Source organism: Cupriavidus sp. 01L46 (genome assembly GCF_056399905.1).
On sequence record NZ_JBFTSF010000087.1, the window covers coordinates 1 to 24,948 of the forward strand.

Annotated in this window: 20 protein-coding genes and 2 pseudogenes; 16 read left to right on the plus strand and 6 right to left on the minus strand. The window is 66.9% G+C overall.

Annotation, left to right across the window (positions count from 1 at the left end):
* Window positions 1-460 (minus strand): FMN reductase (gene msuE / locus AC1DS3_RS17360; RefSeq protein WP_477127600.1); only part of this gene is annotated, 460 nt, incomplete at its 3' end.
* A 522-nt stretch (window positions 461-982) separates the two neighbouring features.
* Here msuE and AC1DS3_RS17365 point away from each other — a divergent pair.
* The 6 genes from AC1DS3_RS17365 to AC1DS3_RS17390 are packed head-to-tail and all read left to right on the plus strand — an operon-like array spanning window position 983 to window position 6,867.
* A complete protein-coding gene (locus AC1DS3_RS17365; RefSeq protein ID WP_441631667.1) occupies window positions 983-1,597 on the plus strand; it encodes a phosphatase PAP2 family protein in 615 nt (204 codons plus the stop codon).
* Window positions 1,594-2,262 (plus strand): ABC transporter ATP-binding protein, encoded by a 669-nt coding sequence (locus AC1DS3_RS17370; protein WP_441631665.1) that lies wholly within the window; start codon window positions 1,594-1,596, stop codon window positions 2,260-2,262. The genes AC1DS3_RS17365 and AC1DS3_RS17370 overlap by 4 nt, the downstream gene beginning before the upstream one ends.
* Window positions 2,259-3,056, plus strand: coding sequence for an ABC transporter permease (locus AC1DS3_RS17375; RefSeq protein ID WP_477109157.1), 798 nt, complete (start codon window positions 2,259-2,261; stop codon window positions 3,054-3,056). The genes AC1DS3_RS17370 and AC1DS3_RS17375 overlap by 4 nt, the downstream gene beginning before the upstream one ends.
* 41 nt (window positions 3,057-3,097) lie before the next feature.
* Complete coding sequence (locus AC1DS3_RS17380) at window positions 3,098-3,769, plus strand: response regulator (protein ID WP_183036434.1); 672 nt, start codon at window positions 3,098-3,100, stop codon at window positions 3,767-3,769.
* Window positions 3,766-5,085: an ATP-binding protein gene (locus tag AC1DS3_RS17385; RefSeq protein WP_441631660.1), complete on the plus strand. Its 1,320-nt coding sequence runs from the start codon at window positions 3,766-3,768 to the stop codon at window positions 5,083-5,085. The genes AC1DS3_RS17380 and AC1DS3_RS17385 overlap by 4 nt, the downstream gene beginning before the upstream one ends.
* 51 nt (window positions 5,086-5,136) lie before the next feature.
* Window positions 5,137-6,867 carry a glycosyltransferase family 39 protein gene (locus AC1DS3_RS17390; RefSeq protein ID WP_441631658.1) on the plus strand — a complete coding sequence of 577 codons (1,731 nt, stop codon included), beginning with the start codon at window positions 5,137-5,139 and terminating at the stop codon, window positions 6,865-6,867.
* 98 nt (window positions 6,868-6,965) lie between these two features.
* On the opposite strand, the gene AC1DS3_RS17395 is transcribed toward AC1DS3_RS17390, so the two are convergent.
* Window positions 6,966-7,460 carry a helix-turn-helix transcriptional regulator gene (locus AC1DS3_RS17395; RefSeq protein WP_441631656.1) on the minus strand — a complete coding sequence of 165 codons (495 nt, stop codon included), beginning with the start codon at window positions 7,458-7,460 and terminating at the stop codon, window positions 6,966-6,968.
* Between the two features lie 382 nt (window positions 7,461-7,842).
* Between AC1DS3_RS17395 and AC1DS3_RS17400 the strand changes: the two genes are divergently transcribed.
* From AC1DS3_RS17400 to AC1DS3_RS17435, 8 genes and pseudogenes are all read left to right on the plus strand, one after another.
* Window positions 7,843-10,014: a TonB-dependent receptor gene (locus AC1DS3_RS17400; RefSeq protein WP_441631654.1), complete on the plus strand. Its 2,172-nt coding sequence runs from the start codon at window positions 7,843-7,845 to the stop codon at window positions 10,012-10,014.
* 88 nt (window positions 10,015-10,102) lie between these two features.
* Window positions 10,103-10,834, plus strand: a complete 732-nt coding sequence (locus AC1DS3_RS17405) for a DUF4198 domain-containing protein (RefSeq protein WP_441631652.1) — start codon at window positions 10,103-10,105, stop codon at window positions 10,832-10,834.
* A 302-nt stretch (window positions 10,835-11,136) separates the two neighbouring features.
* Window positions 11,137-11,613: a bacterioferritin gene (bfr, locus tag AC1DS3_RS17410; protein WP_441631648.1), complete on the plus strand. Its 477-nt coding sequence runs from the start codon at window positions 11,137-11,139 to the stop codon at window positions 11,611-11,613.
* Window positions 11,614-11,878: 265 nt separating this feature from the next.
* Entirely contained in the window at window positions 11,879-12,391 is a 513-nt protein-coding gene (locus AC1DS3_RS17415; RefSeq protein WP_441631646.1) for a sigma-70 family RNA polymerase sigma factor, read from the plus strand.
* A 4-nt stretch (window positions 12,392-12,395) separates the two neighbouring features.
* Window positions 12,396-13,192 (plus strand): annotated as a pseudogene (locus AC1DS3_RS17420) (DUF4880 domain-containing protein).
* Between the two features lie 119 nt (window positions 13,193-13,311).
* Entirely contained in the window at window positions 13,312-15,795 is a 2,484-nt protein-coding gene (locus tag AC1DS3_RS17425) for a TonB-dependent siderophore receptor (protein ID WP_477127601.1), read from the plus strand.
* A 55-nt stretch (window positions 15,796-15,850) separates the two neighbouring features.
* Window positions 15,851-16,603 (plus strand): hypothetical protein, encoded by a 753-nt coding sequence (locus tag AC1DS3_RS17430; protein ID WP_477127613.1) that lies wholly within the window; start codon window positions 15,851-15,853, stop codon window positions 16,601-16,603.
* 142 nt (window positions 16,604-16,745) lie between these two features.
* The gene (locus AC1DS3_RS17435) at window positions 16,746-18,179 is read left to right on the plus strand and encodes an MFS transporter (protein ID WP_441631640.1); all 1,434 of its coding nucleotides are present in this window, start codon (window positions 16,746-16,748) and stop codon (window positions 18,177-18,179) included.
* Window positions 18,180-18,291: 112 nt separating this feature from the next.
* On the opposite strand, the gene AC1DS3_RS17440 is transcribed toward AC1DS3_RS17435, so the two are convergent.
* The 3 genes and pseudogenes from AC1DS3_RS17440 to AC1DS3_RS17450 all read right to left on the minus strand — a co-directional run bounded on the left by AC1DS3_RS17440 (window position 18,292) and on the right by AC1DS3_RS17450 (window position 23,274).
* Window positions 18,292-21,318, minus strand: coding sequence for an FAD-binding and (Fe-S)-binding domain-containing protein (locus tag AC1DS3_RS17440; RefSeq protein ID WP_477127602.1), 3,027 nt, complete (start codon window positions 21,316-21,318; stop codon window positions 18,292-18,294).
* Between the two features lie 162 nt (window positions 21,319-21,480).
* Window positions 21,481-21,657: pseudogene (locus AC1DS3_RS17445) on the minus strand (MFS transporter); the annotation flags it as partial.
* 396 nt (window positions 21,658-22,053) lie between these two features.
* Window positions 22,054-23,274: a pyridoxal-phosphate-dependent aminotransferase family protein gene (locus tag AC1DS3_RS17450; protein ID WP_477127603.1), complete on the minus strand. Its 1,221-nt coding sequence runs from the start codon at window positions 23,272-23,274 to the stop codon at window positions 22,054-22,056.
* 170 nt (window positions 23,275-23,444) lie between these two features.
* Here AC1DS3_RS17450 and AC1DS3_RS17455 point away from each other — a divergent pair, with 170 nt between their 5' ends.
* Window positions 23,445-24,170 carry a GntR family transcriptional regulator gene (locus AC1DS3_RS17455; RefSeq protein WP_477127604.1) on the plus strand — a complete coding sequence of 242 codons (726 nt, stop codon included), beginning with the start codon at window positions 23,445-23,447 and terminating at the stop codon, window positions 24,168-24,170.
* Window positions 24,171-24,256: 86 nt separating this feature from the next.
* Window positions 24,257-24,475, plus strand: coding sequence for a DUF2188 domain-containing protein (locus AC1DS3_RS17460; protein ID WP_459376245.1), 219 nt, complete (start codon window positions 24,257-24,259; stop codon window positions 24,473-24,475).
* Between the two features lie 120 nt (window positions 24,476-24,595).
* On the opposite strand, the gene AC1DS3_RS17465 is transcribed toward AC1DS3_RS17460, so the two are convergent.
* The gene (locus AC1DS3_RS17465; protein WP_441631630.1) at window positions 24,596-24,889 is read right to left on the minus strand and encodes a XapX domain-containing protein; all 294 of its coding nucleotides are present in this window, start codon (window positions 24,887-24,889) and stop codon (window positions 24,596-24,598) included.
* Between the last annotated feature and the right edge of the window lie 59 nt (window positions 24,890-24,948).

Genomic DNA, 24,948 nt, shown 5'->3' on the forward strand with positions numbered 1-24,948 from the left:
GTACACGCCGATGGGCAGCGTGAGCGTACACGCCGATGGGCAGCGTGAGCGCCTGCAGGAAGCCGAACAGCGGCCGCAACTGATGCTCCAGCACCAGCGCGTGGCGGTCGCTGCCGCCCGTGGCCCCCAGCAGCACCGGCTTGTCCACCAGCGCCTCCTGCCCCACCAGGTCGAACAGATGCTTGAAGTGGCCAGGATAAGAACCGCGATATACCGGCGCGGCCACCACCAGCAGGTCCGCGGACTCGATGGCGGCCAGCTCGCTTTCGATCTCGGCCGGCAACTCTGCCCGCGACAGCGCCGCGCCCAGCGGACGCGCGATGTCGCCCAGGTTGACGATATGGCTTTGCAAATGCAGCCGGCTATCCAGTTCCGTGAGCAGTGCCTGCACGAGCGCAAGCGTGCGCGAGGGCTGCTGCGCGCTGCCGTTGACGGCGACCACGTTCAGCGGTGTAGCCATGGGAAGAACCTCCTGTCGATGTCGATGGTTTGTGGATTCACGCGCGGGGCGCATTTCGTTGCCGGCAATGCATCAGGCAAGAAGCAAGCCCGCGTGAATGGCCATGTTCTTTGCCTGCGCGCCATTCCTGACGCGGGTCTGCACCGTTCTCCCGGAGCACACTGTCGATCTGCTGTTGCTGGTGCAACAGTGTGGAGAGAGGGGTGTCGCCACCGCAGCCGTCTTAGGCAAGCGCTTACAAGTCCCTCACGATAACGCAACGGCACTGGCCATCGAAGGACGATTTTCGTCTATGCATAGACGCGCGAACCCCCTTCCAGGCTGCTGACAAACCTGAAGCACCGGCAGAAGCCGCCGAACAGGCCAAAGCCACGCTGCGTTGCGCGACGCGCATGATTTGCCCGGGTCCACGACGTCGGCATGGAGCGCGGGCCGGGCACGGCCAGCCAGCCGGCCAGCCTTAAGCGTTCCTTAAGCCGCTGTGCACTATCCTTGCCGCATCGCCAGAATCCAACGTTCCCGATGTCGACGCTCCTTGCCCTGAACCTCACGCTGTTCCAGCGCCTGAACGCCCCCGCAGGGCTGTCTGGCGCCGGCCTCTGGGTGGCCGCCTTCCTTGCCGAAGGGCTGATCGCGGCCGCGCCGCTGGTGCTGGCCGCGGGCTGGCTGCGCGCGCGGCCGGGCGAGCGCCAGATGGCGACGAGCGCACTGGCGGCCGTGGCGCTGGGCGGGCTCTGCTCGACCCTGTTCGGCCTGCTGCTGCCGATGCCGAGGCCCTTCATGGCGAGCATCGGGCATACCTACCTGGCGCATGCCGCCGACCCCTCCTTTCCGAGCGACCACGTCACGCTGCTGGCCACGCTGGCCTTCGTCCTGCTGCGCGCGCCTGGCAGGGCCCAGCGCCTGAGCGGGGCCGGCCTGCTGGTAGCCGCGGCGCTAACGGGCTGGGCCCGCGTCTTCCTCGGCGTACACTTTCCACTGGACATCGTCGGCGCATTTGCGATAGCGGCATGCTGCGCGGCCGTGGCTACGTCTGCCTTGACGCGCCCGCTGCTTGCCGCTGCCACGGTGCGCGCGGAGCAGCTTTACCGGCACCTGCTGGCCTACCCCATCGCACGCGGATGGCTCAACCCATGACATTGGCTGACACGATGCCACCCCTTGCCACCGTTGGCGCCCTGCCATCAACGCGCGGTGCCGATGCCAGCCTGGCAATCAGCGGCCTCGAAGGCGCTGGCCGCGGGCCGTTCAGCCTCACCGTCGCGCCCGGCAGTTGCGTGATCCTGTCCGGCGCGTCCGGCGCGGGCAAGAGCCTGCTGCTGCGCATGATTGCCGATCTCGATCCCAATCGCGGGCAAGTCCGGCTAGGCCAGTCCCCGCGCGAGAGCATGAGCGGACCGGCTTGGCGGCGCCAGGTCATGTACGTGGCGGCCGAATCCGGCTGGTGGGGCGACGACGTGCTCGAACATATGACGGACGTGCCGGCCTCCAAGGCGCTGCTGGCGCGGCTGCGCCTGCCCGCGGACATCCTGCAGGCGCCCGTTGGCCGCCTGTCCACCGGCGAGCGCCAGCGCCTCGCGCTGATCCGCGCGCTGGTGCGCCGCCCGCGCTTCCTGCTGCTKGATGAGCCGACCTCGGCGCTGGACGCCGAGACCACGCTGGCCGTCGAAGCGCTGCTGCACGACTGCAAGGCACAGGGGCTGGGGCTGCTGATCGTCTCGCACAATCCCGCGCAGGCGGCACGCCTGCAGGACCGCCACTATCGCCTCGGCGCCGCCGGGCTGGAAGCGGTGCCGGCATGAGCCCGATCCCGCTCACAGCCTATGACCTGGCGCTGGCCAGCCTGCTGGTGCTGGCCGGCGCGGGCGCCTCGCTGGCGATGTCGCTGGACGTGCACCGCAGCCTGCTCTGGGCCGCGGGCCGCATGGTGGTGCAACTGCTGCTGGTCGGCCTGGTGCTGCGCACGGTGTTTGGCTTGTCGTCGCCGCTGGTGACCGCGTTGACGGTAGCCGCCATGATCGCAGCCGCCGCCCGCGAGGTGGGCAGCCGGCAGGAGCGCCGCCTGGCGGGGCCCTGGCACGCGCTGATCGGCGCCGCCGCCGTGAGCCTGCCGACGCTGCTGGTGACCGTGCTGGCGCTGACCACGGCCTTGCGCCCAACGCCCTGGTACGACGCCCGCCACGCGATCCCGCTGGCCGGCATCATCCTGGGCAACGTGATGAACGCCGCGAGCCTGGCCCTCAACGGCGCCTTTACCGCGGTYTGGCACCAGCGCGCCGCCATCGATGCGCGCCTGGCGCTTGGCGATGACCGCCAGGCGGCCCTACGCGTGATCGTGCGCCAGGCGGTGCGCAGCGGCATGCTGCCCACCATGAACACCATGGCGGCGGCCGGCATCATCACCATGCCAGGCGTCATGACCGGCCAGATCCTGGCCGGGATGGACCCGATCGCCGCCGCCCGGTACCAGATCCTGCTGATGTTCCTGCTCGCCGGCGGCAGCATGCTGGGCGTGATCCTGGCCGCCACGCTGGCGGTCCGGCGCCTGACCGACCACCGCCACCGCTTGCGCCTGGACCGGCTGCAACGCCGTTGACCCCAGGGCACTCACTCATCACCAACCAAGGAACCCATGCCATGCGCCTGCTGCTGGTGGAAGACGACCCGATGATCGGCGAAAGCGTAGAGGAAGGCCTGCGGGCCGAAGGCTACGCGGTCGACTGGGTCAGGGATGGCCGCCTCGCCGATGCCGCGCTGGCCGCCAATGCACCCGGCACCTACGACGCCGTGCTGCTCGACCTTGGCCTGCCCGGCCGCTCCGGTGAGGCGGTGCTGCGGCAACTGCGCGCCCGCGGGCTGGCGCTGCCGGTGCTGATCCTGACCGCGCGCGACGCCACCGCTGACCGCGTGCGCGGCCTGGATGCCGGCGCCGACGATTACCTGGTCAAGCCGTTCGACCTCGATGAGCTGTTCGCGCGCATCCGGGCTTTGCTGCGCCGTAGTGCCGGGCGCGTCAGCACCGAGCTGGCGCATGGCCCGGTGCGCCTGGACCCCGCCACGCGCGAGGTGCGCTGCGCCGGCGAGATCGTAGCGCTGTCGATGCGCGAGTTCATGGTGCTGCAGGCCTTGATGGAGCAGCCGGGCCACGTTGTGACCCACGAGCGCCTGCGCGAGGCGGTCTACAACATGAACGAGGAAATCAGCAGCAATACCGTGGAAGTCCATATCCATGCGCTGCGCAAGAAGCTCGGCGCCGACTTTATCCGCAATGTGCGCGGTGTCGGCTACAAGCTGGGCGGCCCGGCATGAGAACGATACGMGCCCAGTTGCTGGCCGGCCTGCTCGGGGCCATGCTCGCCTGCGCCCTGGTGGCGGGCGCGGCCGCCTATTTCAAAGTGCGCCGCGAAGCCAACGAGGTCTTTGATGCGCAACTGCAGCAAGCCGCACGCATGCTGCCGGCACATCTGGAGCGCGACGCCACGCCGCCGCTTGGCGGCAGCGAACTTGACGAGGAGATCGTGGTGCAGGCCTGGGATGTGCAGGGCCGCCAGATCTACGCCTCGCACCCGGTCACGCTGCCGCGCGCGGACCTGCCGGGCTTTCATGACCTGAAGGCGCTCGGCAGCGAATGGCGCATCTACGGTGTGCTCGCCGGGGATCGCTATGTGCAGGCCGCGCAATCGGTCGTGTTCCGCCGCAAGCTGGCGGCCTCGTTGTCGCTTGGCGCGCTGCTGCCCATCCTGGCGCTGGTGCCAGCGCTTGGCTTGCTGATCCACCTGGTGGTCAGGCGCTCGCTGCGCCCGGTCGAGGAGATCGCGCGCGCGGTCGGCAGCCGCTCGGCAGACGCCCTGGCGCCACTGGACGCGCACGGCTGGCCGCCGGAACTGGCGCCGGTGGTGGAAGCCCTCAATGCCCTGCTGGCCCGCCTGCAGCAATCCATGGACACCCAGCGCGCCTTTGTCGCCGACGCCGCGCACGAACTGCGCACGCCGCTCACCGCGCTCAAGCTGCAACTGCAGCTGGCCCTGCGCGCCGACAGCGAAGACAAGCAGAAACTGGCGCTCGCCAAGCTGGGCGAGCGCCTGGACCGCACCACCCACCTGGTAGCGCAGTTGCTGACGCTGGCACGCAGCGAGGACGGCGCCCCTGCCACCCAGGCCCAGCTCGCCGACGTGCGCTTGCGCGACGTGGCGGTGCAGGTGGTGCGCGAGCTGCTGCCCATGGCCGAAGCCAAGGATGTGGACCTCGGCCTGGATGCGAGCGCGCCCGAATGCCAGGTGCGTGGCGCGGGCGGCGATCTCTTCATCCTGCTGCGCAACCTTGCCGACAACGCGATCCGCTACACCAGTCCGGGCGGCCGGGTCGACCTGCGCATCGAATGGCGCAACGGCGCGCCCATGCTGGGCGTGAGCGACACCGGCCCGGGCATCGCGCCGGCCGAGCGCGACAATGTGTTCCGCCGCTTTCATCGCGGCGACGCCAGCGACGCGCATGGCAGCGGGCTCGGCCTGGCGATCGTGCAGAGCATTGCCGCGCGCCATGGCGCCACGGTGTTGCTGGAGGACGGCCCAGCGGGCCGCGGGCTCACGGTGGCCGTGGTATTCCCGGCGCAAAATGGTGCGTGAAAGGCAACGCCGGTCGTGCACGGCAAGACTTCATTCTTCTCCGGAGCCCCGATGCATCCCCAACCCGACTCTCGCTCCCCTGCGTTCTTCGCCCGGCAGGTGGCCGGCCTGCCCATCGCCCTGTGGCTGCTTGCCGGCCTGCTGATCCTGCTGCTGTGGTTCGGCACGCTTGACTTTCGCCACTTGCTCAGCTCCGATGAAGGGCGCTACGCCGAGATCTCGCGCGAGATGTTTGCCAGCGGGGACTGGGTAACGATCCGCTACAACGCGCTCAAGTACTTCGAGAAGCCGCCTTTCCATATGTGGGTGACGGCGCTGTCGTATACGTTGTTCGGCGTGGGCGACTGGCAGGCGCGGCTGTGCGTGGCGCTGTCCGGCATGGTTGGCCTCATCGCGTCGATGTTTGCGGCAACGCGCTGGTACGGCATTCGCGCTGGCCTGCTGACCGGCCTGGTGCTGGTGGCCGCGCCGATGTGGAGCGTGGCCTCGCACTTCAACTCGCTGGACATGACGCTGTCGGGCGCCATGGCCTGCGTGCTGGCCTTCATGCTGGTGGCACAGCATCCCGACGCAACGCCTGCGGCCCGCCGCTACTGGATGTGGGCCTGCTGGGTGGCCATGGGCGTGGCGATCCTGAGCAAGGGGCTGGTAGGCATTGCCCTGCCCGGGCTGGTGCTGGTGATTTACACCCTGATCTCGCGCGACTTCGGCCTGTGGCGGCGGCTGCACCTGATCACCGGCATCGTGCTGATGCTGATCGTCACGGTGCCCTGGTTCTGGCTGGTGTCGGCGCGCAACCCAGAATTCCCGAATTTCTTCTTTATCCACGAGCACTGGCAGCGCTACACCTCGACGGTACACTCGCGCAAGGGTCCGCTGTGGTACTTCGTGCCGTTGCTGGTGGCGGGCTTCATCCCCTGGCTGGGACTGGCGCCGCGCATGTGGGAGGTGGTCCGCGACGATGGCGCCGCGGCGCGCGCTGCGCCGATGCGGCGCCTCCGGCCGGCGCTGTTGCTGGCCGTGTGGGCCATCGCCATCTTTGTCTTCTTCAGCCTGTCCGGCTCCAAGCTGCCCGGCTATATCGTGCCGGTCTTCCCGGCGCTCGGCATGCTGGCAGCCAAGGCGCTGGAGCGCATCGGCGAGCGCGGCTGGCACCAGCAGCTCAACGCCATGCTGGTGATCATGGCGATCGGGTTGCTGGCCAGCCCGGTGGTGGCCACGCTGCATTCCAACCACACCGCGACCGCCGACTACCGCCGCTACGCGGTCTGGATAGCCACCGCGTTTGTCGTGATGCTGGCGGGCACGTGGCTGGCGCGCCGGCTGCTGCGCACCCACGGGCTGATGCCAAGCATCGTGGTCTACACGCTAGCGCTGTTCACCGGCTTTACCACCGCGCTGCTCGGGCACGAATCGATCGGCGGCCCGGCCTCGGGCGCCAGCCTGGTGCCGGCCATCCGGGCGGTGCTCAAGGATGACATGCCGATCTACGGCGTGCGCACGCTGGACCACACCCTGCCGTACTATCTGCGCCACACCACGGTGATGGTGGAACACCCCGACGAGCTGGAGTTCGGCACCCAGCAGGAGCCGCAGAAATGGCTGCCCACACTCGACAGCTTTATCGCGCGCTGGCACGAGGGGCCGCCGGCGCTGGCGATCATGTCCGCCGATACCTACCGCGAGCTGACCACGCGCCAGGTGCCCATGCACCTGGTTGCGCAGGACCAGCGGCGCATCGTGGTGGCCAATTTTCCGGTGCCGCCTTCGCCTGGCCGCTGAACGCCGCGAACGGTCGATGCGCAGCCCGGCATCCTGCCGGTCAGCATGACCCGCGCAGCGGATAGTGCCATCGGCATCGGCATCGGCGCTCACCGCGCTCAGGCCGGCGCCATCAGGTCTTCGAGGAAATACGCGGAGAGCTGATGGCGCCCTTCCAGTTGCGCCTTGGCGTAGACATTGGCGGCATGCTGGCGAACCGTCTTGGCGCGGCTCTCGCGCAGCGCCGCGATCTCTTCCAGCGACAGCCCCTTGACCAGCAGCAGCGCCACATCCTTTTCCGCCGGGGTCAGCTTCCAGGCCTCGAACTGATCCTGCATCAGCTGCAGGAAATGGCGCGTCGAAACGCGGGCAGCGTCGCCACGTTCGGCCATCGCGCGCTCGCGCGCGTGCGCCGCGTTGCGCAACTCCGCCAGGTCACGCGCGGCGCGCTCCCGTTCGCGCACAAACAGATAGAGGATCCACACGAAGACCAGCGTGGCGATGGCTTCTGTCACCAGGTGGTAATTGACGCCGCCGGTGAGGTGGATCTGACTCAGGTCCCAGGCCTGGTAGGCCGGGAAGAAGGCGAGCAAAAGTAATAGCTTGGGCGACATGGGTGATGGATTCCAGGCATGCGGACAACGAAGACCCGCCTGCGCTGACGACACGAAAAACGAAATGTAACTGATTCTCGTTACCAAGAAAAGCGCAACGTGCGGCGCCGCCTCGGCCTGGCAGGAAAAGTTATCTATCCGCTACCTATCGGTACCGGGGCATATGTCCCGCAGCCCTTGCGCAACGCCCGCAAGGCTAATGCTCACGCGGCAAACCGCCTGTGGACGCAGGGCAGATGTCCCACCCGCGTGAACTTCCATTGAATACAAGAATGATTCGCATTAACCTCCGCTGTCTTCTGCTCCGATGGCATTGCCAGCCCTCTGCGAGCGGGTTCTTCACGCTCTGCATCCAGCCAACTTTTCCGCGAGTTTCTCTTTCATGTCACGTGCTTCCCGTCCCGGCTTCGTCCCACGCCCACACGCCATTGCGGCCTTGGCTTCCGCGCTGATCGCCGGCCTGCCGCTGGCAGCGCGGGCACAGGGCGCCCAGGCTTCGCAGGCCGAACAGACCCTGCCCCAGGTCACTACCTCCGCCGGCAAGGTGGCGCCCGGCAGCCTGCGCGACACGGTGACGACCGGCACCAAGACGGACACCCCCTTGCGCGACATCCCGGCCGCCATCACCGTCATTCCCGACAGCGTGCTGCGCGAGCAAGGCGCGGTGGACATGAACTACGCGCTGCAGAACTCCGCCGGTGTGCAGCCTCTGCTGGCTGGCGGCTACGGCTTCGCCAACAACTACACCATCCGTGGCCTGGGCATGCGCTTCCTGCGCGACGGCTACCTCGACGGTCCCACCCAGAACGGCTACTACCGCACCATGTACGACGTGGACCGGATCGAGGTGCTCAAGGGCCCAGGCTCGGCGTTGTACGGCTCCGGCCAGCCCGGCGGCACCGTCAACGTCGTCACCAAGGCGCCGCTCGCTAAGTTCGGCGCGGAGATCGGTGCGTTCGGCGGCAGCTTCGGCACCTGGGGCACGTACGTGGACGTGGGCGGGCCGGTCAGCTCGCAACTCGCCACCCGGCTGATCGCCGACGTGGAAAGGAGCGACGGCTACCGCGGACTGTCGCGCGACATCAAGGAGGTCTCGCCCTCGCTGAGCTGGGCGTATGACAACAACAAGACGCTGACGCTGGATTACGACCACCGCGATATCCGCGTCAAGCCGGACAACTACGGCATCGTGTTCAATGCCCAGGGCAACATCGCCTCGGCCCCGCGCGACTCGCGCTACTACAGCCCGTTCAACGACTCCCGGCAGACCATCGACCGGGTCACGCTGAGCCACGACTGGCACATCGACCCCGCGCTCAGCATGCGCACCGCCTTTATCTACGACGAGCGCGGCCTGAACATGACGCGCAATGCCGGCGGCAACGGCGGCAATGCCGCCAACCAGATGACCGGGCGCGCGGTGCGCACCCAGGTGGACGACAGCCAGTTCGCGCTGGTGCAAAACGAACTGGTCTGGAAGACCCGCACCGGCCCGGTCGATCACACCGTGCTGTTCGGCCTGGAATACTCCGATACGCGCATCGACACGGTCCGCACGGGCTACAACCTGCCCAATATCCTCAATATCAACGCGCCGGTGGTGCCGGAGACCACCCTCAACGGCCTCGCGCCGGTGCCGGCGCAGGGCTTCAACCGCAAGCTCAAGCAAGAGGACTTTGGCGTCTACCTGCAAGACCAGCTGGCGCTTGGCGAGCAGTTCAAGCTGCGTGCGGCGGTGCGGACCGACCGCGTGAAGTTCAGCGACGTGGGCTTGCAGGGCATCGCCTTCCGCTCCATCGGCGACACCCAGAACCTGACTTCCGGCTCCCTCGGCGCCATCTGGCAGCCCCGTCAATCGCTGTCCTTCTATGCCGGGGTTTCGACCAGCAAGTTCATCAACGTCTCCACCGAGCCTGCGGCCCTGAGCCCGCAGCCGGAGAGCGCGTTGCAAAAGGAGATCGGCGTCAAGGCGGACTTCCTGGACGGACGCCTGCAGACCAACGTCGCGCTGTTCGAGACCGAGCGCAAGAACTACTACATCACGCTGCCCGGCGCGCTCAACCCAACCCCCGACGGACGCGACCGCTCGCGCGGGCTGGAGCTGGAAGTCACCGCGCGGCCCGTGGCCGGCTGGTCGGTGCTGGCGAACTTTGTGGTGCAGAACGTCAAGGTCGAATCCAATGCCCTGGCCTCGAACGCGCAGATGGGCGTCGCCAACCGCAGCATCGCCGGCACGCGCCCGAGCGGCGTGGCGCGCACCGGCGGACGCCTGTGGACCACCTACGACTTCCAGCAAATGGCGCTGCACGGCTGGGGGGTCGGCCTCGGCCTGACCTATAAAGGCGACAGCTACGCCGACAGCCTGAACCTGTACCGCGTGCCGGCCTACGTGGTGCTCGATGCCGCGGTCTACTATCGCCAGAAGACCTGGGACGTGACGCTCAACCTGCGCAACCTGACCGACAAGACCTATTACATCTCGCCGACCTTCTCCGGCGCGCTCCCGGGCGACACGCGCAGCGCGATGCTGACCGCACGCTATCGTTTCCAGTAAGGACATGATGATGATGACCACCTTGGCCCATAGCACTCATAGCACTCATGGCACCCATAGTGTCCGTAGCGCCCGCCGCCGTCCGGGCGTGATCGCGCGCATCGCCCTGACGCTTGCCGGCATTTCCCTGGCGGCGCCGGCAGGCGCGCATTACCTGTGGCTGGAGCCCGGCAAGCCCCTCGCGCACCTCTATTTCGGCGAGTTCGAGGAAGGCTTGCGCGAGCGCTCGCCGGGGCGCCTGGACGAAATGCCCGCGCCGCAAATCAGCGCCCCGGACGGCACCGGCAAGACCGTCGCGCTCGATGCCACCCGTGGCCCGCAAGGCTTCAGCTTTGCCATGCCGGCCCAGCGTGGTGCCGTCGTGGCCAGCGAGGGCCGGTACGCCGTAAAGGACTGGACGCATGCGGGGATCGGCGTGGTCAAGCCAATGTTCTACGCCCGCCTGCTGGGCGAGGCCAAGGCAGGCATGCCCGCGGTGCCACCCGACACGATCCAGGCGCTCGATATCCTGCCGACGGGCAAGGCCGGGGAGTTCCGCGTGGTGTTTCAGGGCGCACCGCTTCCCGCGACCGACGTGCGGATCATCGCGCCAAATGCCTGGACCCGCGAAGTGGCGACCGACAGCCAGGGCCTGGTCCGCTTCAAGTTCCCGTGGCGGGGCCAGTACATCCTGCACGTCATCCACCTGGAGCGCACGGCAGGCACGTTCGACGGGACGCCCTACGCAGCCATCCGCCATCGCGCCACGGCCACCTTGACGACCTCCGGCGGCGCCCGCACCGAAACCCCGACGAACTGGCGCGCCTCCCCAACGCACTGATGCGCCTTCGGCAAGGTGCAGCAAGGTCGCGCGTGAAGATGCTGCCCGCACAATGCTGAAGATCGCCCGGCGCGCCGGCACCACCCTCGCCCCCGGCGGCATGGCGCGCGCCGCCATGCAAGGATTCATCTGGGGAGACGCTGGCAAAGYCGCCGTGGGGCGCCAACCACAATGAAAATCAGAGCAATTAGCATTTGCAATATTAAAAAATCGATTCAATTAATACCTTGCCTTCCAGGACACTGAAATTAATATATTGATTGAATTATCCAGTTTTTAATCAGCTACTGGGAATCAATATCATGAAAGTCGACAAGAAGGTTCTTCAACTTCTCAATGGCCAGCTGAAGCATGAATTAACTGCAATCAACCAGTACTTTTTGCACGCGCGCATGTACAAGCACTGGGGCCTGAGCGCGCTTGGCAAGCACGAGTATGAAGAGTCGATTGAAGAGATGAAGCACGCGGACAAGCTCGTTGAGCGCATCCTCATGCTCGATGGGCTTCCGAACCTCCAGGACCTCGACAAGCTGCTGCTTGGAGAAAATACCGAAGAGATGCTGGCCTGCGACCTGAAACTTGAACTTGTTTCACAAGCCAGTTGTAAAGAAGCCATCAAGTACTTTGAATCCGTCAGCGATTACGTGTCGCGGGAAATCATTGTCGGGATTCTGGACGACACGGAAGAGCACATCGACTGGCTCCAGACGCAGTTGGCGCTTGTCGCGAAGGTTGGCCTGCAAAACTACCTGCAGTCCGCCATGGGTGCTCCCGGCTGATACCGTCTGATACCGGCTGATCCAGACTGATACCGGCTGATCCCGGTTCAGTGGGATCGACTGGGCGCCGCCCGGCGCCCGGCCATGCGCTGGTGCGCCCTCGCGCACCCAGGCCACTCACACAGCACATCTGCCCGGCTCGCGCCTCCCCCTCACCAGCGGCCATGATGGCCATTGCCACGGGCATCCCCGCTTTGTTATACTGAGAATCGTTCTCATTTATTTTGTCCGGTGCCGCGCACCCCCTCCCGAGTAGACAGTGCCCATGCCGGCCGCCGATTCTCCGCGTCAGCGCGACTTGCTCACGCTTTACAGTGACCACCACCGCTGGCTGTGCGGCTGGCTGCGCAAGAAGCTCGGCTGCACGCATCGCGCCGCGGATCTGGCCCACGACACCTTCCTGCGCCTGCTTGCCCGCGAAGAAGCCATCGCGATCCAGGAGCCGCGCGCGTTTCTGACCACCGTTGCCCAGCGGGTGCTGGCCAATCACTGGCGGCGCGAGCAAATCGAACGCGCCTACCTCGAAGCGCTGGCGCAGTTGCCGCAACCGCTGGCACCCTCGCCCGAGGACCGCGCCATCCTGCTGGAAACCTTGTTTGAAATCGACCGCTTGCTGGCCGGCCTCCCCACGCCGGTCAAGCGGGCGTTCCTGCTCTCGCAGCTTGACGGCCTTGGCCAGGCCGAGATCGCCACGCAGCTTGGCATCTCCGTGACTACCGTGAAGCGCTACCTCGTCCGTGCCGGCACGCAGTGCTATTTCGCGCTGCCGGTGGCTTGACATCATGCCGCTAAACACACCCACGGGGATTCCCCCTGAGGTCGCCACGCGCGCGGTCGAATGGCTGCTCGCGCTGCAAGCCGAGGATGCCACCGACGCCACGACGCTTGCCTGGCAGCAGTGGCTGAAAGCCCACCCCGATCACGCCCGCGCCTGGCAACGCATCGAAGCGGTCAATGGCAGGCTGCGCGCGCTCTCGTCGCCGCAGGCCTCGGCCGTGGCCCACGCCACGCTGGCGCCGCCCCGCTCACCCCGGCGCCGCGAGGCCGTCAAGACGCTGGCGCTGCTGGTGTTTGCCGGCGGCGGCGCGTGGATGGTGCAAGAGCGCACACCGTGGCGGGAATGGGTGGCGGATGAGCGCACGGAGAACTGCAACCGCTCGGCACACGTTTCACGGTGCGGTTGCAGCCCGACGCCAGCCGCGTCGCCGTTTTCGAAGGCGCCGTGGCCATCCGCCCGCGCGACGGGCATGGCCTGGCACGCACGCTGCAAGCCGGCGAGCAGGCGCGTTTCACCGGCACGGCAATCGGCGAGCCCGCGCAGGCCAACGACGCCGATACCGCCTGGGTCGACAACATGCTCGTGGCCAGCGGCATGCGCCTGGACCGGTTCCTGGCCGAACTCGGCCGGCATCGTCCGGGGCTGCTGCACTGCGATCCGGCGATCGCCGGCCTGCGCGTTTCCGGCACGTACCCGCTGGCGGATACCGACCGCGTCCTCGATATGCTGCGTACCACGCTGCCGGTGGAAATCCGCTTCATGACACGCTACTGGGCAACCGTGCGGCCTGCGCGATCTTAGCTTCAGGCATCCGTTCCTTTCCCCGAAGAAATCTTTGCCGGAGGTGGTCTGTTCTTGATTCTCGCGTGACATAGGAGGTAAGCGCACCACATCTTCCATCCTCCACCGAGCCATCGAATATGGAACCTCATCAAAACGCCGGCGTCTTCGGCCGCCTCAAGCGGCAGACGCTAGCGTCCGCCATCGGGCACGCCGCGCTCGCCATGGGCCTCACCACGGCCAGCCTGCTTCCCGGCATGGCGTGGGCGGCGGACGCACCTGGGGCGCCAGCCGCTGCCAGGGCTTACGACATCCCCGCCGGCCCGCTGGAGGGCGCGCTCAACCGCCTGGGACGCGAAGCCGGCATCTTGCTTGCCTTCCCCACGGAAACCACCGCCGGCCTGCAAAGCAAGGGCTTGCACGGCCGCTATAACGTGCCGGATGCKCTGGCCCAACTGCTGCAAGGCACCGGCCTGGCCGCCGTGGCGCAGGCCAATGGCGGCTATGCGCTGGTCAGGCGCATCGAGCCCTCGGCAACGGCACCTGCCGCGAGCGGCCATGAGGCCGCCCTGCCGCCGGTCACCGTGCGCGCCGATGCTGCCCGTGAAGACAGCTACCGCCCTGCGCCCACGGCATCCGTGATGCGCTCTGACACGCCGTTGCTCGACGCCCCGCAGGTAGTGAACGTGGTGCCGGCGCAGGCGCTTCGCGATCAGCGCCCCCGCAACCTGGACGACGCGCTCGGCAACGTCAGCGGCATCACCCAAGGCAATACGCTGGCCGGCACGCAGGACACCATCATGAAGCGTGGCTTTGGCGGCAATCGCGACGGCTCGGTGATGCACAACGGCATGCCGCTGATTCAGGGCCGCGGGCTCAACGCGGCGGCCGACAGCGTGGAGGTGCTCAAGGGCCCGTCTTCGCTGCTGTACGGCATCATGGATCCGGGCGGCGTGATCAATATCGTCAGCAAGCGGCCCATGCTGCAGCAATACAACGCCATCTCCGTGCTCGGCTCCACTTATGGCCACGGCAAGAACGGCGCGGGCGCCACGCTGGATTCCACCGGCCCCATCGGTACCTCGGGCCTGGCTTATCGGCTGGTGGTGGACCAGGTCAACGAGCAATACTGGCGCAACTTCGGCGAGCATCGCCAGACGCTGGTAGCGCCCTCGCTGGCCTGGTACGGCAAGGACACGCAGGTGGTCCTGTCCTACGAATACCGCAAGTTCCTGTATCCGTTCGATCGCGGCACGGCCATCGACCCGAAGACCAACGAGCCCCTTGCCATCCCCAGCCGGCGCCGGCTGGATGAGCCGTTCAACAGCATGGACGGGCAGTCCCACCTGGTGCAGCTGGCGGTCGACCACCAGTTCAATGCCGACTGGAAAGGACACTTCGGGTACAGCTACAACCGCGAGAGCTACGACGCCAACCAGTTGCGCGTGTTCGGGGTCAACGCCACCACCGGCGTGCTGTCGCGCAGCAACGACGCCACCCATGGCGCCTTGAGCACGGACAGCTACGGCATTGCCTATGTGGATGGCAACTTCACCGTGGCCGGGCTGCGCAACGACCTGCAGGTCGGTGTCGACAGCGAGTACCGCAGGATCTACCGCGCGGACCTGCTGCGCCAGAACACCACCCGCACCTTCAACTACCTGAACCCGGTCTACGGCCTGGAGTCGCCATCCAGCACGGTCTCGGCGAGCGACAGCGACCAGACGGACACGCTGCACGACACCTCGTTGTTCTTCCAGGACAGCCTGCACCTGAGCGAGAAATGGATCCTGGTGGGCGGCGCCCGCTTCCTGTCATACAGCCAGGTCGCCGGACGCGGCCGTCCGTTCAACGTCAACACCGACATCAACGGCAACAAATGGCTGCCGCGCGCCGGCCTGGTCTACAAATGGACCAAGGCCGTGTCGCTGTATGGCAGCTACACCCAGTCCCTCAAGCCAACCTCGACCATCGCGCCGCTCAGCTCCGGCGTGGTGATCGACTCGGGCGTGCTGCCGGAAGAGGCCCGATCGTGGGAACTGGGCACCAAGCTGGACCTTCCGGGCAGCATGACCGGCTCGCTGGCGTTCTTCAATATCGACAAGAAGAACGTGCTGGTGTCCCAGTACAACGACGTGACCCGGCTGACCGACTGGCGCACCTCCGGCCGCGCGCGCTCGCGCGGGATCGAGCTGGACGTGGCCGGCCAGATCGGCGAGCACTGGAACCTGATCGGCAGCTACGCCTATATCGACGCCAAGACCACCGAGGATCCCTTGTACGCGGGCAATCGCCTGTGGAATGTGGCGCAGCACACGGCGTCCCTGTCAGCCGTCTACGATTTCGGCCAGATCTTTGGCGGCGACAAGCTGCGCCTGGGCGCGGGCGCGCACTATGTTGGCAACCGCCCGGGCGATTCGGCCAACAGCTTCACGCTGCCGGCCTATACCGTGGCCGACGCTTTCGCCACCTACGAGACCAAGATCGGGCAGCGCAAGCTCAGGTTCCAGCTCAACGTGAAGAACCTCTTCAACCGCACCTACTACCCGTCCAGCGTCAACAAGTACTTCGTATCCGTGGGCGATGCGCGTCAGGTCACGCTCCTGTCCACCTTTGAATTCTGAGCCACCGATTACGATTACCCGATTACCCGATTACCCGATGAGCAAGACTGACACCATGCACCTCGACAACTACCGCCCCACTGCCTGCGCCAGCGTCATGGCCAGAGCGCTCCGCGCGGCGATCGCCGCCGTGCTGGTGGCCGCCTGCGGTGCCGGCATGTCCGCCCACGCCGCGCAGCCCAACGGGCAAGGCAAGAGGATCGCGTTGATCGTCCAGGCCGCAGGGCCCGACATGCCCGTCGACCAGAAGATCAAATCGCACCTGGAAGCACGCGGCTACGCGGTCAGCCTGATTGAGCAGGATCAATCGCCCGACGCAGCGCGCGACGCGGATCTCATCGTCATGTCGTCCACCATCTCAGCCAAGCGCGTCGCGGCCGGATGGCGCCAGTTGCCCAAGCCGCTACTGACCTGGGAGAACGACTTGCTGGACGACCTCGCCATGACCGGCAAGCGCCACGATGTGGACTTTGGCGAGGCGCCGAAGGAGCGCTATGTGTGGCTGGTCAATGCGCCGCACCCCATGGCAGCGGGCCTGCCGGCCGGAGCGATCAGCGTCTACAACCGCCAGGCCGGCATGAGCTGGGGCAAGCCCGGCCTGGGTGCCAGCATCATCGCCACGCTATATGGCCAGCCCGAGAAGGCCGCCATCTTCRCCTACGAAAAGGGCGCGACGATGGACTATGAATCGATCGCCCCGGCACGCCGCGTCATGTTCTTCCTAGACAACGACACGTTCAGCAACCTTGCGGCGCCGGGGCAGCAGCTCTTCGACGCGGCGGTGGATTGGGCCGCGGGCTTGCGGTAGGACGCCGACGCCGGCAAGGGGGGGCCTCCCGTTTGCCCGAATTTACAAAGCACATACTTGTGTAATTGAAGGCGGCACCTTATTATCCAAGAATTAATTTGGATAATAAGGCAATGACAGCCAGCCTGTCGCCCCTCTCTCAATGTCTCCTGACCAAGCCGCTACCGGCACCTGGCGCAACCTGCTGCGCGCAAAGAACGGGCTGCTCGCCCTGGCCCTGACCGGCGGCGTGGCGCTCCATGCCATCAACGTTCACATTGTCACCACCGTGCTGCCATCGGTGGTGCAGGACATCGGCGGGCTCGACTGGTACGCCTGGAACACCACCCTCTTCGTCGTGGCCTCCATCGTCGGCGCGGCATTGTCCGTGCGCCTGCTGGCCGCGCTGGGCCCGCGCGGCGCGTCCATCGCCGCGCTGGCGGTGTTCGCGCTGGGCTCCGCTGGCTGTGCCTTGGCGTCGTCCATGCCCTGGATGCTGGCCAGCCGCGGCGTGCAAGGCCTGGGCGGAGGCACGCTGGCGGCGCTGAGCTATGCGCTGATCCGCGTCGTGTTTGCCCCGCCGCTGTGGCCGCGCGCCGTGGCGCTGGTCTCGGGCATGTGGGGCGTCGCCACGTTGTGCGGGCCGGCTGTCGGCGGGCTGTTCGCGCAAGTCGGGCATTGGCGCTGGGCGTTCTGGGCGCTGCTGCCGGTGTCGCTGATGCAGGGTGTGCTGGTGGCCGGGCAGTTGCGGCCCAACGGCAAGCCGGCTGCGTCGGGCGCGGCGCCAAGCGTTCCTGCTGTGCAGATCGCGTTGCTGGCGGCTTCCGTGCTGGCGGTGGCCGCGGGCAGCCTGTCGGACGAGATGGCCTGGCAGGCCGCCGGCATGGTGGCAGGGCTGGTGCTGGGCGCCATGGCGGTGGCGTGGGACCGGCGCGCACCAGTGCGATTGCTGCCAACCGGTGGCACCAAGCCCGGCACGCCGCTGGGCGCGGTTTACGCCAGTGTGGCCTTGCTGCTGGTTGGCACCACCACCGAGGTCTTCGTGCCGTATTTCCTGCAAACCTTGCACGGCCACACGCCGCTGGCCGCGGGATACCTCACCGCGGCCATGGCGGGCGGCTGGAGCCTKGGCGCGCTGCTCTCCTCCGGCCAGGACGGCGAGCGCGCGGCGCGCCTGCTGCGCGTGGGGCCGGTGCTATGCGCGGCTAGCTTGCTCGCACTGGCGCTGGTCGTGCCTGCGGGCGCAAGCCTCGCGCCGGTGGTGCGCACGCTGCTGAGCGGCCTGGCACTGGCCGGCGCGGGGGCCGGCGTGGGCATCGGCTGGCCGCATCTGCTGACACATGTATTGACGCTGGCGCCGCGCGGCGAGGAAGGCATGGCCTCGGCCGCGATCACCACGGTCCAGCTCTACGGCATGGCGATCGGCGCGGCGGTCGCGGGGCTGGTCGCCAATGCAGCCGGGCTCATCACCCCCGGCGGCACGGCAGGCGCGCAGTCCGCCGCCGCCTGGCTGTTTGCCAGCTTTGCCCTGGCGCCCGCGCTGGCCGCACTGGCGGCGCGCCAAATCACCCACCGCGCTGCAGGGGCATCACGATGACTTTGCCTGCCCCTATCTGACGCTTTCAACGCATCCACGCCCCAGGTTCAGGCAGCGATTGCGGCATTGCCAGAGCGGCACTACGGTGAACTGCGCGGGCCTCAGGCCCGCCCTATCGCTTCAGCGCCATCGCCAGCACACGCGCCACGTGCATGGCCTCGGTGTCGGCGCCGTCCAGGATCTGGTGGCGGCAGCTGGTGCCGTCGGCCACCACGATGGCATTGGCGGCGCGCTTGCGCACCGCTGGCAGCAGCGACAGCTCGGCCATGGCCTTGGACGCCTCGTAGTGCTCGGMCTCGTAGCCAAAGCTGCCCGCCATGCCGCAGCAGGACGATTCCACCGGGGAGACCTTCAGGCCGGGGATCCAGCCCAGCACGGCCTGCACCGGGGTGAAGGCGTCGAATGCCTTCTGGTGGCAGTGGCCGTGCACCACGGCCTCGCTCGTCTGCAAGGCATCGAGATCGAGCGAGAGGCGGCCGGCTTCCTTCTCGCGCACCAGGAACTCCTCGAACAGGAAGGCTTGTGCGGCCAGCTTCCTGGCCTCGTCGCCGTAGCCATAGTTGAGGAACTCATCGCGCAAGGACAGCAGGCACGAAGGCTCCAGGCCGACGATGGGGATGCCGCGATCGACATAGGGCTTGACCGCATCCAGCAGGCGCCGCGCCTCCTCCTTGGCCTGGTCCACCAGCCCCGCAGCTAGAAAGGTGCGGCCGCAGCACAAGGGGCGCTCGCCTTCGTGGCGGTTGAAATGCACCGTGTAGCCCGCCGCCTCCAGCACCTGCTGCGCCGCCAGTGCGTTCTCCGGCTCCATGTAGTTGCTGAAGGTATCGACGAAGAGCATGACTTCGCGCGCCCCCCCGCCTTGGTGCGTTGCCTTGGCTTTCGACAGGAACGCGGCCTTGAAGCGCGGCAGCGAGCGCTGGGGCGCGAATCCCATGGCCCGCTTCACCACGCCGGAGATGCCGGGAATACTATCGGCCAGCGCTAGCAGCCCGGCAAGGCGGCTCGCCACGGGCGCATAGCGCGGCATGAACGCCACCATGCGCTCGCGCAGGGTGATGCCGTGCCGCCGGGCCCAGGCATGGCGCGCCTCGATCTTGAACCTGGCCATGTCCACACCGGTCGGGCAATCGCGCTTGCAGCCTTTGCAGGAGACGCACAGATCGAGCGCTTCCTTGACTTCGGGGCTGGCAAGGCCGTCATCGCCCAGCTGCCCCGACACGGCCAGCCGCAGCGTATTGGCACGGCCGCGCGTGACGTGCTGCTCGTCCTTGGTCACGCGATAGCTCGGGCACATGGTGCCCGCATCGAACTTGCGGCAGTGGCCGTTGTTGTTGCACATCTCCACCGCCGCGGCCAGGCCGCCGGCGCGGTCGGTGCCCGTGCCGGGCGCCGTCTCCTCGCCGGTCAGCGGGTTACGGCTGACGTTCCATGCGGACCAGTCGAGCGCCGGCGTGAGCGGCAAGGCGGCATAGCCCGGCGCAAAGCGGAAGTTCTCGCGCGCGTCCATCTTGGGCGGGCGTACGATCTTGTCCGGGTTGAAGCGGTTGTCCGGATCGAACAGCGCCTTGATCTCGCCGAAGGCGGCGTTGATGCGCGGGCCGTACTGCCAGGCCACCCATTCGCCCCGGCACAGGCCGTCGCCGTGCTCTCCGGAGTACGCGCCCTTGTACTCGCGCACCAGCTCCGCCGCTTCCTCGGCGATCTCGCGCATGCGCGCCGCGCCGTCGCGCCGCATGTCCAGGATCGGGCGCACATGCAGCGTGCCCACGCTGGCATGGGCATACCAGGTGCCCTCGGTCTCGTGCTTGTGGAACACGGCGGTAAGCCGGCGGGTGTACTCGGCCAGGTGCTCCAGCGGCACGGCGCAATCCTCGATGAAGGAGACCGGCTTGCCGTCGCCCTTCATGCTCATCATGATGTTGAGCCCGGCCTTGCGCACGTCCCACAACGCCTTCTGCGACTTGGCGTCGGCCATCTTGACCACCGAGCCGGGCAGCCCAAGGTCGCTCATCAGCGCCGCCAGGTCATCGAGCTGCGCCAGCAGCGCGCTGTGTTCCTCCCCAGCGAACTCGACCAGCAGGATGGCCTGTGGCTCGCCGGACAAGGCGCTCTCGATGACGGGGCGGAACGCCGGGTTCTCCATCGACAGGTCGATCATGGTGCGATCCACCAGCTCCACCGCAACCGGCTTGAGCCTGACGATATGCTGCGTCATGTCCATGGCCTGGTAGAACGTGGGGAAATTCACCACGCCCAGCACCTTGTGCCGCGGCAGCGCAGACAGCTTCAGCGTGACCTGGCGGCTATAAGCCAGCGTGCCCTCCGAACCCACGAGGATATGCGAGAGATTGGCGTAGCCGTCGTCGGTATACGCGCGCGGATTCTGGCATGCGAACAGGTCGATGTTGTAGCCGGCCACACGGCGCAGCACCTTGGGCACGCGCTCGGCAATCTCGTCCCGCTCGCGCGTGGCGATGCGTTGCAAGCCATTCAGGATGCCCGCCACGCGCGGATCGGAGACGGGCGCCTTCAGCGAGCCGAAATGGCATTGGCTGCCATCTGCCAGCACGGCATCGATGCCCAGCACGTTGTGCACCATGTTGCCGTACTCGATGGAGCGCGAGCCGCATGAGTTGTTGCCGGCCATGCCGCCGATGGTGCATTGCGCCCCCGTCGATACATCCACCGGAAACCACAGGCCGTGCGGCTTCAGCCAGGCATTGAGGTGGTCCAGCACGATGCCTGGCTCAACCGTGACGGTAGCGGCCACCGGATCGAAATCCACCACATTGTTCAGCCACTTGCTGTTGTCGATCACCAGCGCCTCGCCAACCGTCTGGCCGCACTGGCTGGTGCCGGCGCCGCGTGCCAGCACCGGGGCTTTTTCGTCGCGGGCGATCTCCAGCGCCAGCAGCAGGTCCGCCTGGTCCCGCGGCACCACCACGCCAATGGGCGTGATCTGGTAGATCGAGGCATCGGTGGCGTAGCGGCCCCGGTTGGCGCGGTCGAAGAACACGTCGCCGCGCAGTTCCTTGCGCAAACGGGCCGAGAGCGGCGACAGTGCCGGGCCGGCGCGGCCCGGCGACGGCACAAGATGGATCGGCTTGACGAGCATCGGGGAGGAGGATTGGTTCATGGCTTTCTGCCAGGGCTTGTGTGGAGGGGTTGCCGTGCCGGTGCGCCGTGTCATGCGAGGATCAGCTCAACCGGCGGCTGGCGAGCTCCTGCTCGGGATAGGAATAGAGATGGGGATAGCGCCGGCGCATGGTTTGCGGGTCGGTTGGCATGTCTGCGTGGCTCAGGCGCGCAACGGCTTCGCGGCATCCGCGGGCTCGGTTTCGAACTTGCTCTCTGGCTGCATGCGCAAGGCCAGGATCACGCCGATGCCCATCAGCACCATGCTGCCGATAAACGGCAGCTCCCAGCTGCCGAAGCGGTCGATCAGGTAGCCCGAGAGCACCGGCGAGATGATCGCAAGGCCGATTTCGGTCTTGCTGAGGTTGAACTCCTGGCCAAAACCGGCCGCGGCCGTACTCACATTGACGCGGTCCAGCTAGGTGATGAAATACATGATGCATAGCATCCCCAGCACGACGCTGGTTGCACGCAGGCGCTTCATGGTTTGTCTCCGTTGTGTTGTTCCTGCCCGCCCGGCGGGGCGCCGGGGCCGAGGCAAATTCATCGCGGCCGGCCGGCTCTATGGCCGGTTCCCGCTGCTGCGCACAGGCGGTGGCATGGCTGCCGAACGGCAAAATTGGGCAACACCTGTCCCTGGCCTCACCCCAGGGGTGAAGCCATGCCTGATTGCACTTGTTCGCTTGCTATTGCGTTGCGCGGGTTCAGGAAGGCCGCCCGGCCCTCCCGCGCTGGCTTATGCCGCGGCCTTCAGCACCGGGCCAGCCGCATGCGAGGCCAGGTACTCCATCGCCGCCACGACCCCGCTGGCCGCCACCGGCACGCCGGCGAGCTTCAGCCCCATTTCGCAGCCGGACAGCGTGGCCATCAGCGTGAGGTCGTTGCAGTCGCCGAGATGCCCGATACGGAACATCTTGCCGCGGATCTTGCCCAGCGCCTGTCCCAGCGACATGTCGAAGCGTTCATAGATGCGCTTGCGCACTGCGTCGGCATCCACGCCGTCGGGCATCATCACGCCCGTCAGCACGGGGCTGTACACGGAGGCATCCGCGCACTGGATTTCCAGGCCCCAGGCCCGCACCGCGCGGCGCGTGGCTTCGGCCAGCCGCTGGTGCCGCGCGAAGACGTTGTCCAGGCCCTCCTCCAGGATCATGTCCAGCGCCTCGGACAGGCCGTAGAGCAGATTGGTGTTCGGGGTGTACGGCCAGTAGCCGTTCTTGTTGGCTTCGATGATCTCGTCCCAGGCCCAGAACGCGCGCGGCAGCTTTGCCGCCTTGCTGGCCGCGATGGCCTTGGGCGACAGCGCATTGAAGCTGATCCCCGGCGGCAGCATCAGCCCTTTCTGCGAGCCCGATACCGTCACGTCCACGCCCCACTCGTCGTGGCGATAGTCCGCCGAGGCCAGGCCGGAGATGGTGTCCACCAGCAGCAGCGCCGGGTGGCCGGCCGCGTCGATCGCGCGGCGCACCGCAGCGATATCGGAGGTCACGCCGGTCGAGGTCTCGTTGTGCACCACGCACACCGCCTTGATGGCGTGCGCGCTGTCGGCGCGCAGGCGGGCTTCGATCATGTMGGCCTGCACGCCGCGGCGCCAGCCTTCGATGCCCGGCAGCCCGAGGAATTCCGGCTTCAACCCGAGCGCTTCCGCCATCTTTTTCCACAGTGTGGCGAAGTGACCCGTCTCGAACATCAGCACCGTGTCGCCGAGGCTCAGCGTGTTGGTCAGCGCGGCCTCCCAGGCGCCGGTGCCGGAGGCCGGATAGATGATGACCGGCTGCTCGGTCTTGAAGATCTTCTTGATGTCCGCTAGCACCTTGCGGCCCAGCGCGCCGAACTCCGGGCCGCGATGGTCGATGGTCGGGTAGCTCATGGCACGCAGGATCCGGTCGGGCACGGGGCTCGGGCCGGGAATCTGCAGGAAGTGGCGGCCGGCGGGGTGGAAGTCGAGTTTGATCATGGATTGTCCTTCCTTTGTGAATTATGAATTTTGCATTCAAAATACTTTAGCAGACGAAACGCACCACTTCCAAGCGCTGTTTTGGCCTGAACACTGGGTGTTTACCCCGAATTTGGGTGCCTGCGAAGAGATGCAGTAGAATGCGAAAAACGCAAAGATAAGGACTTTGAATGCAGAATCCATCTGGCAGCGACCTCACGCGCCCTGCCACGGTCCTCCCCAAGGTCGAGCGCCAGCGGCTGCACGACACGGTAGTCGAGCACCTGCGCAAGTTCATCGTGGAAGGCGTGCTATCCCCGGGCATGAAGCTCAACGAGCGTGAGCTATGTGAAACGCTGGGCATCTCCCGCACGCCGCTGCGCGAGGCCTTCAAGGTGCTGGCGGCGGAGGGCCTGATCGACATCTCGCCTAACCGGGGCGCCAGCGTCTCGCGCATGACGGAGGCGGAAGTCTGGGAGACGTTCGAGCTGATGAGCGGCCTGGAGGCCTTCTCGGGTGAGCTGGCTTGCGAGCGCATCACGCCGGCCGAACTGGCCGAGATCAAGGCGCTGCATTATTCGATGCTGGCCTGCCGCGTGCAGAACGACCTGCCGGGCTACTACAGCCGCAACCAGGAAATCCACGACCGCATCAACGAGGCGGCGCGCAATACCGCGCTGCGCCAGACCTACCAGGGCATCAACCGCCGCCTGAAGKCGCTGCGCTTTCGCTCCAACCACCAGACCGACAAGTGGGACCGCGCCGTGCATGATCACGAAGACATGATCAAGGCACTGGAGGCGCGTGACGGCAAGCTGCTGGGCGCCATCCTCAAGCGCCACTTGCTGGAAAAGCGCGACGCCATCATGCAGATCCACCCGGATCCGGTCGGCGACCCGCCCGCCCACAACGACTAAAGTCAGACGATCTCCGATAGCCGTGTGCTGGCACTGGACCAGAATGGAGTGAGCCGCTATCTGCAAGACCCCCACAGGAGATCGTCATGACAGCCCATAACATCCACGTTTTGCCACATGGTTCCGGATGGGACGTGATCCAGGAGGGCGCGCGGTATGCCAACTCACATCACGCGTCGCAGGAAGACGCCGTGGCGGCCGGCACGCGCGACGCCCAGCGCGAGCAGGTCGAGTTGTTGATTCACGGACTGGACGGACAGATCCGTACCCGCAGCAGCTTCGGGCAAGAGCCTCGCTCGACATAGCGCTGAAGATGGCCAAGCCGATGCGCGAAGCCGAGCGGCACGAGATGGCATCCACCAGCCAGAAGGGCAAGCCGGGACATAAGTCCAGGTCCCTGGCGCCATGCCCCGCGTGGAGCGGCACTACGTGCCGCTCTTGTCCCCTGTGCTGGCCACTGTTGCCGCCGCCTGTGCCGGCGCAGGCGGCGCGGGCGGCGCGCCACTGATCTTGGGCACGCACTCGGAGCGGAACCACGCAACGGTGATCGGCTCGCCGGCCATCAAGCGCTTCGCGGTAGGCACCACCTGTTCGCCAACCAGCATCCCAAGCAGCCCGATCAAGGCAATGGCGGGCGGGGCCGGCGAGCGGACCTGCAGCAGCGCATAGATGATGCCGACCAGAATCCCCGCGCCGAACGAAACAAGAAACAGCTTCATGGTGCTTCTCCCTGGAAGTAGCCGCCGGTCAGGATGGTGGTGCGGGCCAAAAGCAAAAG

Bases quoted from the DNA above. Each gene is read 5' to 3' on its own strand.
- AC1DS3_RS17365 (WP_441631667.1), top strand. From the start codon at position 983: ATGTCGACGCTCCTTGCCCTGAACCTCACGCTGTTCCAGCGCCTGAAC.
- AC1DS3_RS17380 (WP_183036434.1), top strand. From the start codon at position 3,098: ATGCGCCTGCTGCTGGTGGAAGACGACCCGATGATCGGCGAAAGCGTA.
- AC1DS3_RS17390 (WP_441631658.1), top strand. From the start codon at position 5,137: ATGCATCCCCAACCCGACTCTCGCTCCCCTGCGTTCTTCGCCCGGCAG.
- AC1DS3_RS17395 (WP_441631656.1), bottom strand. From the start codon at position 7,460: ATGTCGCCCAAGCTATTACTTTTGCTCGCCTTCTTCCCGGCCTACCAG.
- AC1DS3_RS17400 (WP_441631654.1), top strand. From the start codon at position 7,843: ATGTCACGTGCTTCCCGTCCCGGCTTCGTCCCACGCCCACACGCCATT.
- bfr (WP_441631648.1), top strand. From the start codon at position 11,137: ATGAAAGTCGACAAGAAGGTTCTTCAACTTCTCAATGGCCAGCTGAAG.
- AC1DS3_RS17415 (WP_441631646.1), top strand. From the start codon at position 11,879: ATGCCGGCCGCCGATTCTCCGCGTCAGCGCGACTTGCTCACGCTTTAC.
- AC1DS3_RS17460 (WP_459376245.1), top strand. From the start codon at position 24,257: ATGACAGCCCATAACATCCACGTTTTGCCACATGGTTCCGGATGGGAC.
- AC1DS3_RS17465 (WP_441631630.1), bottom strand. From the start codon at position 24,889: ATGAAGCTGTTTCTTGTTTCGTTCGGCGCGGGGATTCTGGTCGGCATC.